This is a genomic window from Varunaivibrio sulfuroxidans (assembly GCF_029318635.1).
Lineage (GTDB): Bacteria > Pseudomonadota > Alphaproteobacteria > Rhodospirillales > Magnetovibrionaceae > Varunaivibrio > Varunaivibrio sulfuroxidans.
Genome location: NZ_CP119676.1, coordinates 2,568,185 through 2,580,348, shown reverse-complemented (window position 1 = coordinate 2,580,348; position 12,164 = coordinate 2,568,185). Strand labels below are relative to the sequence as shown.

Here is a 12,164-nt window from a genome sequence, read left to right as displayed (position 1 = left end):
TGTTCGTCCGCACGGCGATCTCCCATAAGGTTCTACCATATCTCGCGAAGCAATGTATAAAGTGGGATTAATTGACATGCTTATAGGAAACAATTATGAAGTTTATTCGGATGATATTAGGTCGCCTCATCCTTGCGATGGATTTTCTGACCGGACCCAAGCCCGTCGTTCGAGAAAAAAGAGAGCAAGATGCGATCGACGCCTTGACGGCGAACATGGCCCTTTACCAATTCAAGGCCTGCCCGTTTTGCGTAAAAGTCCGGCGACAACTCAGGAAACACGCCCTGAATATCGAGCTGAGAGACGCCCAAAACAATGCGACGTTCAAGGCTGAATTGACCCGGGAAGGCGGACGACACAAGGTCCCCTGCCTGCGCATCGAGAAGGGCCCTAACGACGTAAAATGGCTGTACGAATCCGATGATATTATTTCTTTTTTGAAGACGGAGCTCAAACTGTCCTGACGCCACATCACTCCGTCTTTCCCCATTTTTGCCCCATTTTTGCCCACGCCGCCCGGGCATGGGGGCCGTGTTTTGTCCATCCCACCATGGGAAAGTCGCCTAACGTTACGGGAGAAGATGCATGCGACCGTTTCGCGATATTTTCGAGGATGCGGCCAATCGAAAGGGAGGCGAGAACGAACTGGAGCGCCTGCTCCTCGCCCCACGCCCGCCCGAAGAAATCGAAGCCACGCCCGCCGAGCGCTGGCTCTCGGAGATGACCAAGGCCATCTTTCAGGTCGGCTTCAATTGGCAACTGGTCGAGAACAAATGGCCTCGTTTCGAAGAGGTTTTCGAAGGCTTCGACGTCAACCGCTGGTCGATGATGAGCGAGGAGGATCTGGACACCTTGCTCGCCACCCCAGGCCTAATCGCCAATGCGGCGAAAATGAAATCCGTGGGCGAAAATGCGCGCTATCTGCTGACCCTCGAAGGTGAACACGGAAGCGTCGGCGCCTTTTTCGCCGGTTGGCGAAACGCCGAGTACTGCGACAACCTGCGCGCCTTGCGAAAAGGTGCGTCGCGGATGGGCGGGAAAACGGGACAAATCATGCTCCGGCGCATGGGGGTCGATACGATGGTTTTTTCCACCGACGTCCTAAAGGCTCTCGCCCGCGAGGGCGTCGTCGCCAAAGCGCCCAACTCGGCGAAAGACTTCTCCGCCTTACAAACCGCCTTGGATACATGGCGCCGTGAAAGTGCGCGCCCATTGATTCAAATCAGCCAAACCCTCGCCTTTTCCATCGCCTGAGGGCGACCGCGATCGGGCGACGCATGGTGAAAACATGCCGCGCGCCGCGAACAAAACGCGATGGCCGCAAAGGTTCTGGTGCCCGCTGCCGGACTCGAACCGGCACGTCCCGAAGGACAACGGATTTTAAGTCCGTTGCGTCTACCAATTCCGCCAAGCGGGCACTGAACCGGGGTGGTGGGCTGAACCTATCGCGACGGCCCGCCCGGAGGCAAGCGCCAATCGACGGCGTGCGACAATTTCGCCTCGCGACGCATTTTCATCGCGTTTTCACGGTGAGGTACGGTTTGGCGTTGTCTTGGCGCACCTTGCGCCGCTACAGTGTGCGCCATGAGTACAGACACATCCGCCGCGCCCGTATTTGACGACGCCTTTTACGCCCAATTGACGCAGTTGTTCCAGTGGCGGCGCGACGTGCGCCGGTTTCGCTCCGACGCCCTGCCCGCAGGTGCGATCGACGAGCTGATCGCCCTGGCGGCGTTGGCCCCGTCGGTGGGCAACAGCCAGCCCTGGCGCTTCGCCAAGATCAACGATGGCGAACGTCGCCGCGCCATGCGCGATCTGTTCGAGGCCTGCAACAAGGACGCCTTAAACGACTACCACGGCGCGCAGGCCCGACTTTACGCCACGCTGAAGCTTTCCGGCATGGATCGGGCCCCCGAACAGCTGGCCGTGTTTTGCCAACCCGAGACCTCGACCGGCCATGGGTTGGGGCGCAAGACGATGCCCGAAACCATGGATTATTCGGTGGTCGGCGCGGTGCAAACGCTGTGGCTAGGGGCGCGGGCGCGCGGCATCGGGGTGGGTTGGATATCGATCATCGACCCGATGGAGGCGGCGCGCATCATCGACGTGCCGGACGACTGGAAATTGATCGCCTACCTGTGTATCGGCTACCCCGAGGAAGAGCACATCGACCCCGAGCTGGTGCGTTTTGGTTGGCAGGACCGCCTCGACCCGGCGAATTTTACGATTACGCGCTAGGGGATCGACTCCGACGTTTCGCTCCCGCGAACCATCGGGCCGACCACTATCTATCTTTTTGTTGCAGTTTGATTTCTTCACACATTTGTGTCCAATTGCATCGGACTCAAATGTTAAACTCAAACCACTAGGGGGGGTCCTCAAACACCGCGCCATCGTGTGCGCGAACCATCGCTTCCAACGCCGCCACGGTTTCGTCGATAGCCCCGGCGTCGGCGCCCCGAACCACCAAGGCGACCCCCAAACGACCGTCCTTGAAGTGGGGGTAACTACCGATTTCAACATCTTTGTGATCGTCCTGCAGCAGGGCCATCTCTCCGGCGATCACCCCTTCGGTAAGATCGGTGGAAAGACTCCGCGCACGCCACACCGCACCCCCTTTTAGGGTATGTTTGACGCCGTCGAACATGGCCTGCATGATTTTAGGCACGCCCGCAAAAACGTACACATTGCCGATATGAAAGCCCGGCGCGTGGCTGACCGGGTTGTCGATCAGTTCCGCCCCCTCGGGCATTTCAGCCATTTTCAAACGCGCATCGTTGAGGCGATCGCCATAATGTTCTTCAAGCGCCTTGACGGCGCGGGCGTCACACAACAGCGGTCGCCCGAAGGCCTTGGCGACGGCCTCGGCCGTGATGTCGTCGTGGGTCGCCCCGATGCCCCCGGTGGTAAACACGTAGGTATGGGCCTTCCGGCATTGATTGAGGGTTTTGACGATGATCGCCTCGACGTCGGGGATGACACGGGCCTCGGCGAGACGCACGCCGACATCGTTCAGACCTTGGGCGAGATAGGCGAGATTCGCGTCCTGCGTGCGTCCACTAAGCACTTCGTTGCCAATAATGATCAGGCACGCCGTCGGATTTTGTGGTGCGTCATTTTTGTCTTTCGTCATTACGCGCCTCCTATTTTTTCGTAAACCTACTCGACTACCCTCCCCTACTTTACAGGAAATCCCGCAACAAAGCGACTAGGGGAATATCGGCGGGCGGCATCGGATAGTCGGCGAGGCGCATCGGGCGCACCCATTTCAGACGCTGCCCTTCTTTGGGGTGCGCCGCTCCTTTCCAAGCCCGACAGATATAGAGCGGCATCAACAGGTGAAAATCGTCATAGTTGTGCGATGCGAAGGTCAGCGGGGCAAGACAACTTTGCGAAATATCGATCCCCAATTCTTCCTTCAGTTCGCGCACCAGGGCCGCCTCGGGTGTTTCCGCACCCTCGACCTTACCGCCGGGAAATTCCCACAGACCGGCCATGGTTTTGCCCTCGGGACGGCTGCACAGCAACACCCGCCCATCGCCGTCGAGCAGGGCGGCGGCGGCGACCAAAAGGCGCGGTTTCGTGGCCTCGCGCCGATGCCAGTCACCGCGCGCGAGGCGATAGGCGCGCGCCTCGACGGGTTTGTCGTGGCCGGGAAAGGCGGTATCCATCCCCTTGAAAGAAAATCCCGCTTTTTCCAAAACCCGCGCCGAGGCGGGGTTTTTAGGGTGCGTCCCGGCGCGTAGCCAGTCCATACCGAGACTGGTGAAAGCAAACGAGACCACCCGTTTGAGCGCCTCGGTGGCGAACCCCCGGCCCCAGTGGGACTTGCCCAGCCAATAGCCGATCACACCGCCGCGCCCTTCGTCCTGGGGGTCGATTTCGATGACCCCGATCAAATCCTCCCCAATCCGCTTTTCCACGGCGAAGGCATAACCTCGCCCCGTTTCGCACCCCGCCGTGCGACGAAGCGCCTGTTCGAGAAAAAGCCGCGCATCGTCCAATTCATAGGGATGGGGAACGCGCGTGGTATAGCGCGCGACCTCAGGGTCATTGGCCAGTTCGGCAAGAGCCCGGGCATCCTCGGTGCGGGGCGCGCGCAGGCGCAGGCGGGGCGCTTCCAACGTCTGCCCGCGCCAGCCCTTATCCGCGGTGAAGCAAGCATAATCCATGATGCGCGTCACTCCGTTCCAGGGTTCTTACGATTACGAACGGTAATCGGCGTTGATGTCGATGTAGCCGTGGGTCAGGTCGCAGGTCCACACCGTGGCCGCCCCCGTCCCCACGCCGACGTCCACCGCGATGTCGATTTCCTGCCCCTTCATGTGCCGGGCGACGGGGGTTTCGTCGTAATCGGGCACGGCCTCGCCGTCGCGGGCGATCTCGACGCCGCCGATGGCGATGGCGATGCGGTCGCGGTCGGCGGCCTCGCCGGCCTTGCCGATGGCCATCACGATCCGCCCCCAATTGGCGTCCTCGCCCGCGATCGCCGTTTTAACCAACGGCGAATTGGCGATCGCCAGACCGATCTTGCGCGCCGCGACATCGTTTTGCGCACCACCGACGGCGATCGTGACGAACTTGCGCGCCCCCTCGCCGTCGCGCACGATCTGGTGAGCGAGGTCAATCAGAACGGCGTCGAAAGCGGCCCTGAAATCCGCCAAAATGGGATCGTCGGCGGCCTCGACTTCGGCATGGCGGGCGTGGCCGGTGGCGAACGCCAGCAAGGTATCGCTGGTCGAGGTATCACTATCGACGGTGATCGCGTTGAAGGAACGCTCCGCCCCCTCGGCCACCAGCGCCTGAAGCACCGGGGCGGGGATTTTGGCGTCGGTAAAGACGTACGCCAACATCGTCGCCATATCCGGGGCGATCATCCCCGATCCCTTGGCGATCGCCTGGATGCGCACCGTGGCCCCGCCGATCCGCGCCGTGCGCACGCTCCCCTTGGCGAAAGTGTCGGTGGTCATAATCGCCCGCGCCGCGTCTTCCCAGCGATCCGCGTCCAAGCGCTCTTTCAAGGTCGGCAGGAACGCGGTCAGTTTGCCATCGGGCAGCGGCTCGCCGATGACCCCGGTCGATGAGGTAAACACCGTTTCCTCGGCGCAACCCAACACATTGGCGGCGGTAGCGACGACACGGTCCACCGCCGCCACGCCCCTGGCCCCGGTGAAGGCGTTGGCGTTGCCCGAATTGACCAGCAAGGCCCGCGCCGCGCCGCCGGGAAGGTGTGCGCGGCAACGCAGCACGGACGCCGAGGCGGTTTTCGAACGCGTGAAAACGCCGCCGACCGTGGCGCCGGGCGCCAGTTCGACCAGCAGGACATCGGTGCGTTCCTTATAGCGCACGCCACACGCCCCGACCGCAAGGCGCACGCCGCCCAGTGGGGTCATCTTGGGAAAGGACGCGGGGGCAAGAGGCGAAACCGGCAAACTCATGACGTGACTCCAACACGGAATGGAACGGGATATTCACGCGCCACGCAAGACGGCGCATGAACGGCGCAAACGAAAAAACGCCCGCGATCATACGTTGACACCCGGTAAGACAGAAAGAAAAATCGGGTGAACCGCCGCTCGTTCACATCGGCCCCGCCTTCCCCGCGCCCACCGGCGATGCGAAGCGTTATTTCGAGACCGCCGCACCGCGCCCTGGGCCGGGCCGCGCCTTGGGATGCTGCTGCCTTGGGCTTTCGATTTTCACCGCGCCGCGAAGCGCGATAATCCGCGCATCGATCACCTCACGCGACATTTCGCGGTCCAGGCGATCGCGCACGGCGGCGAAGCCGGGGATCGGGCGGGGCCTACGCTCTTCCAATAAAATCACATGCCAGCCATAGCCGGTCTTCACCGCCGTGCGCGTATAAGCGCCAACTTTGAGGGCGGCCACGGCGTCGGCGAACGCCTTGTCCACGCCGTGAAGAGGGAAAAAGCCCAATTCGCCACCCCCGGCCGCCGTGCTGTCGAGAGAAAACTTCCGCGCCAGATCGGCAAAATTCTCTCCCTTATCCAGCAACGCAATGATTTCGCGCGCTTTTTTCTGTGTTTTCACCAAAATATGTCGGGCGCGAACCTCTTTTTGGGCGCGAAGCGTTTTAACGAAGGCCTGATATCTTTCATGCAACGCCCGGGAGCCGACTTTCTCGCCGATCAACTTTGCCATGTACATCCGTTCAAGAAGCTGCTCCGATATCCGGGCGAGACGGCGGCGGAAAGCCTCGGTTTTATCCAACCCCTGCGCACGCGCCGCCGTCGCCACCAACTTGGTATCGATCAGCGACTTGATTAATATCCGCTCGATCTTATCCTTAGGCAGGCTTCGCAGCGCGACAGGGAGTTGCTCGAAGGCGGCGTTCATGTCAGAACGTGTAATGGCCTGCCCGTTGACGCGAACGACGACATCGTCTGCAGGGGAAACGCTTTCGGCGAAGGCGCGCGCCGTGCCGCCCGCGAAGGCGGCGCCAATGAAGAGCCCAATAAAAAAAGTCGCGGCCACGGCCCGCCGCCCAACTAAAGGCACGAAGAGCCATCGATAAACGGAAATCACGCCGTGAAAAAAACAGTCCTGAAATTGCCTCTGAAGTCGCCACGCCATTTCGCGCCCCTCGTCCTTATGTTCGCGACGCGCGCGCGCGCGTCGTTCGCTTTTCCTGTATTTTTCCCTGTCGTTTTCCGAGGCAGTCGCCCGGCGCGCCCGCTCGATAAAGCACAACGCGACGCGCAAAACAAGGCGCAGACGGGAACTCTTGGCGCAATTTGCATCGCATCCTCCTTCTTCTTGGCTCTTTTGGCCCCCCCCGCAAACGCGCGCGCAGACACCTTCCCTTCCACCATTGTCCCGTTCACCCCGTTTTCGGGATCGCTCACCGTCGAGATCGAAAACGACAAGGCCGCCGGAACCGACCGCCACTACACCCACGGCACGCGAATCAGTTGGGTTTCCGACGACCAGAAGGGAATCCCGCAGTCCGTACGCGATCTGATCGACCGTCTTTATCCCCTACACGCGCGAAAACGCCAGCAAATCGGCTTCGCCATCGGGCAGAACATATACACGCCGGAAAACATCGCCTCCACCCAGCTTCAGACGAAGGATCGACCTTATGCCGGTTGGCTATATGGTGGAATTTCCCTGCACGGCGAAGGCGTCGGCGCCCTGGCCGGGATGTCCTATAACGTGCTCGACACCATGGAAATCGACCTTGGCGTAGTCGGCCCGCTAAGCCTCGCCAAGCAAACCCAAACCCAAGTCCACAAGTTCCTACACGTGACCCGCCCCAGGGGATGGGGCAATCAGCTCTCCAACGAGCCGGCCCTGGACATTATCCTGCAACGCAAATGGCGACCTCATACACCGTTTCGGACCCGTCCCCTGGGCATTCCGTTGCAGGCCGATTTCATTCCCCATATGGGCGGCAGTCTGGGCAACGTGCTCACGCACTTGAGCGCGGGAGGCACCTTTCGTCTGGGGCAGAACATCAATTTCGATTTTGGCCCCGCGCATATTCAGCCGGCGCTGCCCGGGCGCGAATCTTTCCGCGAGGAAGGCGGTTTGGGATGGTACCTGTTCGCCGGCGGGGAAAGTCGCCTTGTCGGACGTAACATCTTCCTCGACGGCAACACCTTCGCCGCCAGTCATCATGTCGATAAAAACGCCGTGGTCTGGGATTTTCAACTTGGCATGGCGGCGACCCTAGGGCGCTATCGCCTGACCTATACGCAGATTTTCCGTAGCCGGGAATTCCGAGGGCAACGCCAACCCGATCGCTACGGCGCATTGAGCCTAACCGCGAAATTTTAAGTCCGGACGCGCCCCCCGAAAAGGGCCGCGCAGACGGAAGCCCTCAGGCGGGCGCGGGGACCGCCGCCATGGCCGCGCGCCGCGGCTGGGCCGTTGCTTTTTTCGTCTGCGACCCCGGCGAAGCAACGGAGGCATCCGTGGAGCCGTTCTCGTTTTCTTCTTTATCGCCACGCGGGACTTCAGACACGCTCTTACGCAAGACGACATCCTTATTGCGATCGGGATCAAATGCGTTGCCGATCACCTTGGTTAACTTCCCGATGAGAACGATATCCGCGTCCTCCAAACCCTTTTCACGGATCGATGCCGTCATCTTATCCAACGTCATACACATCTCGGCGATGTGGGCGTAACGGGTCTTGCATATCCGTTGGCTGAGATCGCCGGCGACATCGCACAACCGGTCCAACAGGGGCGCCGTTTCCGGGGTATCGTGGCGCGCATTTTCAAACGCGGGGATCAACCTTTCCATCAGATATCCGATTTGGAAGGCGTGACGCTCGACTTTCTGCTCGTTAATGCTGGCGAACGTGGTTTCGATGGATTTTCTCAGCATGGCCTCGCTAACCTGCCCGGTAATTCGATTGCGCAGTGGATTAGGTACATCGATCTGGGCGATTTTCATACTGCCTTCACGATGGGTCTTGCGTCGGTCGGGGCCAATATAATCACTGGTCACCACGAATTTTTTCCGAGCGTAGGTCAACGCCTGAATGTGGTCGATCAACTGCCTGGTGGCGAAGGGACGCACCAAGATGTCATCCGTTCCCGAATTGATGACCTGACGAACGCGTTCCTGAGTCGGGTTACTGATCATCGTCAGCGTTACCACAAAGGGATTGCCCCCCAAAACGCCGTGCCGCATCTCAAAAATAAGGTCGGTTAAATCGCCCTCGGGAAGCTTGGTGTCGCCGATCAGCAAATCGACTTCGCCACGTTTCACGGCGCCGACGACATCGGACAAGTTTCCCGTGGCGAGAACATTATTGAAGCCGCACTTCTTGAGTTCGAACTGAATATCCTTGCGCGATTTCGCCTCGGGCTCGGCAAGAACGACGCGGATATTATCAAAACGGGACACGGACATTGGCGCACTTCCTCAAATACCTTGCGTTGTTTCACGTCGGAGCGACAAGCCAAGCGACCGCGCACCATCAAGGATAATGATGACTAAAAAAACCGGTTCACCTTCCAGTGCCCGGCCCTCAAATGCACAAAAAACCGCACGCGTTCGCTCCGATGTTTAAACAGCATACCCGAACGCAATCCGCTTTATTATTATTCTTATTATTAGCTATTATATCGGAACGCCTAGGGCGTATGTCAATAATGATCTTCCTTGACCCGCATATTTTAACCATTTCGTCATAAAGCACGGCCCGCTTCGTCATCCTCCACCCCCCGCTACGCCTGCTTATATTTTGGGATCTTTTCCAAAAATACAAGGGCTTCGATGCGGTCCATTGACAGAACCCCGCGCGCCCTCTATCTCTGTCGGGCACACGCCGTGCGATAGACTTTTTTCCCGTCGTACGGTCCTGTCATCACATTTTTCTCGGGGTTCTTCCATGTTAGGCGCCATTGCCCGACGGTTGTTCGGCTCTGCCAACGAGCGTTTTCTCAAAACCCTTACCTCCGAGGTCACCGCGATTAATGCCCTCGAGGCGGAAGTCTCGGCCCTAAGCGACGGCGATCTTAAGGCGCGCACAGCTTGGCTAAAAGAGCGCCTGCGCGCCGGAGAAAGCCTCGATGCGCTGCTTCCCGACGCCTTCGCCACCGTGCGCGAGGCTGCGCGCAGGGTGCTCGGACAACGCCCATTCGATGTTCAATTGCTCGGTGGCATCGTGCTTCACCGCGGCATGATCGCCGAAATGAAAACCGGCGAAGGAAAAACCCTGACCGCGACCCTGGCGGTTTATCTCAACGCCCTTACCGGTAACGGCGTGCATGTCGTCACCGTCAACGATTATCTGGCCGAACGCGATTCGCAATGGATGGGGCAACTGTACGGTTTTCTCGGCCTAAGCGCCGGGTGCATCAAGCATGGCCTTGACGACGACGAACGCCGCGCCGCCTATCAGGCCGACGTCACCTACGCGACGAATAACGAACTGGGTTTCGATTATCTGCGCGACAACATGAAATTCGATTTGGGCGACATGGTTCAGCGCCCGCTGGCATACGCCATCGTCGATGAAGTCGATTCCATCCTCATCGATGAAGCGCGCACACCGCTGATTATTTCGGGGCCGACCGATGATTCTTCGGAACTGTATATCGCCATCAATAAATTGATTCCGTCCCTTTCGCCGGAAGATTACGAAAAAGATGAAAAAGCCAAGGCCGTCACCCTGACCGAGAGCGGCACCGAAAAAACCGAGACTCTATTGCGCAAAAGCGGTTTGTTGAGCGAGGGCGCGATGTACGACCTCGCCAACGTGGCGCTGGTCCATCATATCAATCAGGCCTTGCGCGCCCATATCATGTTCAGCCGCGATACCGATTATGTGGTCAAGGACGATCAGGTCATCATCATTGACGAATTCACCGGTCGAATGATGGAAGGACGACGCTATTCCGAGGGGCTGCATCAAGCGCTTGAGGCCAAGGAAGGCGTCACCATCCAGCGCGAAAATCAAACGCTGGCGTCGATTACCTTCCAGAATTATTTCCGCCTCTATGAAAAACTGTCGGGAATGACCGGCACCGCGATGACCGAGGCGGGTGAATTCGCGGAAATCTACGATCTCGAAGCCGTCGAACTGCCAACCAACGTGCCGTGCATCCGCAAGGACGAAGACGACGAGGTCTATCGCACCCAGAACGAAAAATTCGCCGCCATCATCACCTTGCTTGAGGAATGCCGGGCGCGCAATCAACCGGTTCTGGTCGGCACCGTCAGTATCGAGAAATCCGAAATACTTTCCGACTTGTTGAAGAAAAAGAAGGTCCCCCACAACGTTCTCAACGCCCGTTATCACGAGCAGGAGGCGCGCATCGTCTCGCAGGCCGGCGCGCCGGGGGCGATCACCATCGCCACCAACATGGCCGGTCGGGGTACGGATATCCAGTTAGGCGGCAACGTCGATATGCGCATCCAAAACGAGCTGGCGCGGGTCACCGACGAGGCCGAGCGCGCCGCCGCAATCGCCAGGATCACCGCCGAGGTCAAGGAAAATCGCGCCACCGTCATGGCTGCGGGCGGACTGTACATCGTCGGTACGGAACGTCACGAAAGCCGGCGCATCGACAATCAGTTGCGCGGTCGCGCGGGACGTCAGGGCGACCCCGGCGGTTCGAAATTCTATCTCTCCCTCGATGACGATTTAATGCGCATTTTCGGCTCCGAGCGGATCGACGGCATGCTCCAAAAGCTCGGTCTCGAAGAGGGCGAGGCGATTGTCCATCCGTGGATCAACAAGGCCCTAGAGAAAGCGCAACAAAAGGTCGAGGCGCGCAATTTCGACGCCCGCAAGAACGTGCTCAAATTCGACGACGTCATGAACGACCAACGCAAAGTCATCTACGACCAGCGCAAGGAATTGATGGCCGCCGAAACGGTCGCCGATGAAATCGTCGAGATGCGCCATCAGGTTATCGAAGACCTGGTCCGCCGCGCCATGCCCGAAAAGGCTTATGCCGAACAGTGGGACATCACCTTCCTGCACGAAGAAATCCGGCGCATCTTCGGCCTCGATCTTCCGCTCGTCGAATGGGCCAAGGAAGAAGGCATCGCCGACGCCGAGGTTCTCAACCGTCTCATCCGGGCCACTGACCGAAAAATGGCCGAAAAGGCCGCCAATCACGGCCCCGAAGTCATGCGTGACGTGGAAAAAAGCCTGCTGCTCCAGATTCTCGACCAAATGTGGAAGGAACATTTGCTGACCCTGGACCATCTGCGCCAGGGCATCGGCCTTCGCGCCTACGCCCAGCAAGATCCGCTCAACGAATACAAGCGCGAGGCCTTCAATCTTTTCGAGGGCATGCTCGAAAGCCTGCGCGATCGGGTGACGATGTTTTTGTCGCACGTCGAACTCCAGGTCGCGCCCGAAGAAAACCTGCTCGCGCAGCGTCCCCCTCAAGAGACGATCGAAGGCCACGAGGACCCGGCCTTCGCCGCCCACCCCCCGCAACACCAACCGCAAGCCCAAGTCCGCCAACGCCAGGGCGCGGCCAAGCTCGACCCCAACGATCCTTCCACCTGGGGGCGAGTCTCGCGCAACGCGCCGTGCCCATGCGGCTCGGGAAAAAAATACAAACATTGCCACGGCAAGGTATAAGGCCTTACGGACGGAACGCTCACAAACAAGAAAAGCCTCCTATGGAGGCTTTTCTTGTTTTGATGAAGAGGTTCCCTTAAAAAG

General features: G+C 59.4%; 10 protein-coding genes, 1 tRNA gene and 1 pseudogene. 5 read left to right on the top strand and 7 right to left on the bottom strand.

The annotated features are described in order from the left end of the window. Nucleotides 1-95: 95 nt before the first annotated feature. Nucleotides 96-464 (top strand): glutaredoxin family protein, encoded by a 369-nt coding sequence (locus P3M64_RS12085; RefSeq protein ID WP_132938467.1) that lies wholly within the window; start codon nt 96-98, stop codon nt 462-464. Nucleotides 465-585: 121 nt separating this feature from the next. Beyond that, a complete protein-coding gene (locus P3M64_RS12080; protein WP_132938468.1) occupies nt 586-1,254 on the top strand; it encodes a DNA-3-methyladenine glycosylase I in 669 nt (222 codons plus the stop codon). 76 nt (nt 1,255-1,330) lie between these two features. On the opposite strand, the gene P3M64_RS12075 is transcribed toward P3M64_RS12080, so the two are convergent. Then, a tRNA-Leu gene (locus P3M64_RS12075) sits at nt 1,331-1,417 on the bottom strand. A gap of 167 nt (nt 1,418-1,584) precedes the next feature. On the opposite strand from P3M64_RS12075, the gene bluB reads away from it, so the two are divergent. Then, a complete protein-coding gene (bluB, locus tag P3M64_RS12070; RefSeq protein ID WP_132938469.1) occupies nt 1,585-2,238 on the top strand; it encodes a 5,6-dimethylbenzimidazole synthase in 654 nt (217 codons plus the stop codon). A gap of 127 nt (nt 2,239-2,365) precedes the next feature. On the opposite strand, the gene P3M64_RS12065 is transcribed toward bluB, so the two are convergent. The 5 genes and pseudogenes from P3M64_RS12065 to P3M64_RS12050 form a co-directional block, all read right to left on the bottom strand. Next, a complete protein-coding gene (locus P3M64_RS12065; RefSeq protein ID WP_132938470.1) occupies nt 2,366-3,133 on the bottom strand; it encodes a competence/damage-inducible protein A in 768 nt (255 codons plus the stop codon). A gap of 49 nt (nt 3,134-3,182) precedes the next feature. Beyond that, on the bottom strand, nt 3,183-3,671 hold the full coding sequence (locus tag P3M64_RS14490) for a (deoxy)nucleoside triphosphate pyrophosphohydrolase (RefSeq protein WP_456119837.1): 489 nt from the start codon (nt 3,669-3,671) through the stop codon (nt 3,183-3,185). A 72-nt stretch (nt 3,672-3,743) separates the two neighbouring features. After that, a pseudogene (locus P3M64_RS14485) lies at nt 3,744-4,172 on the bottom strand (GNAT family N-acetyltransferase); the annotation flags it as partial. A 33-nt stretch (nt 4,173-4,205) separates the two neighbouring features. Further along, complete coding sequence (argJ, locus tag P3M64_RS12055) at nt 4,206-5,438, bottom strand: bifunctional glutamate N-acetyltransferase/amino-acid acetyltransferase ArgJ (RefSeq protein ID WP_132938472.1); 1,233 nt, start codon at nt 5,436-5,438, stop codon at nt 4,206-4,208. 187 nt (nt 5,439-5,625) lie between these two features. Further along, nucleotides 5,626-6,495, bottom strand: a complete 870-nt coding sequence (locus P3M64_RS12050; RefSeq protein WP_165886256.1) for a peptidylprolyl isomerase — start codon at nt 6,493-6,495, stop codon at nt 5,626-5,628. A gap of 54 nt (nt 6,496-6,549) precedes the next feature. On the opposite strand from P3M64_RS12050, the gene P3M64_RS12045 reads away from it, so the two are divergent. After that, nucleotides 6,550-7,800, top strand: coding sequence for a lipid A deacylase LpxR family protein (locus P3M64_RS12045; protein ID WP_132938474.1), 1,251 nt, complete (start codon nt 6,550-6,552; stop codon nt 7,798-7,800). 43 nt (nt 7,801-7,843) lie between these two features. Here P3M64_RS12045 and P3M64_RS12040 read toward each other — a convergent pair whose 3' ends face one another. Next, nucleotides 7,844-8,887, bottom strand: a complete 1,044-nt coding sequence (locus tag P3M64_RS12040; protein ID WP_132938475.1) for a response regulator — start codon at nt 8,885-8,887, stop codon at nt 7,844-7,846. A gap of 481 nt (nt 8,888-9,368) precedes the next feature. Between P3M64_RS12040 and secA the strand changes: the two genes are divergently transcribed. Continuing rightward, nucleotides 9,369-12,080, top strand: coding sequence for a preprotein translocase subunit SecA (secA, locus tag P3M64_RS12035; RefSeq protein ID WP_132938476.1), 2,712 nt, complete (start codon nt 9,369-9,371; stop codon nt 12,078-12,080). Nucleotides 12,081-12,164 lie beyond the last annotated feature (84 nt).

Coding starts and splice junctions, on each gene's coding strand:
- P3M64_RS12085 (WP_132938467.1), top strand. CDS start 96: ATGAAGTTTATTCGGATGATATTAGGTCGCCTCATCCTTGCGATGGAT.
- P3M64_RS12080 (WP_132938468.1), top strand. CDS start 586: ATGCGACCGTTTCGCGATATTTTCGAGGATGCGGCCAATCGAAAGGGA.
- bluB (WP_132938469.1), top strand. CDS start 1,585: ATGAGTACAGACACATCCGCCGCGCCCGTATTTGACGACGCCTTTTAC.
- P3M64_RS12065 (WP_132938470.1), bottom strand. CDS start 3,133: ATGACGAAAGACAAAAATGACGCACCACAAAATCCGACGGCGTGCCTG.
- P3M64_RS14490 (WP_456119837.1), bottom strand. CDS start 3,671: ATGGATACCGCCTTTCCCGGCCACGACAAACCCGTCGAGGCGCGCGCC.
- argJ (WP_132938472.1), bottom strand. CDS start 5,438: ATGAGTTTGCCGGTTTCGCCTCTTGCCCCCGCGTCCTTTCCCAAGATG.
- P3M64_RS12040 (WP_132938475.1), bottom strand. CDS start 8,887: ATGTCCGTGTCCCGTTTTGATAATATCCGCGTCGTTCTTGCCGAGCCC.
- secA (WP_132938476.1), top strand. CDS start 9,369: ATGTTAGGCGCCATTGCCCGACGGTTGTTCGGCTCTGCCAACGAGCGT.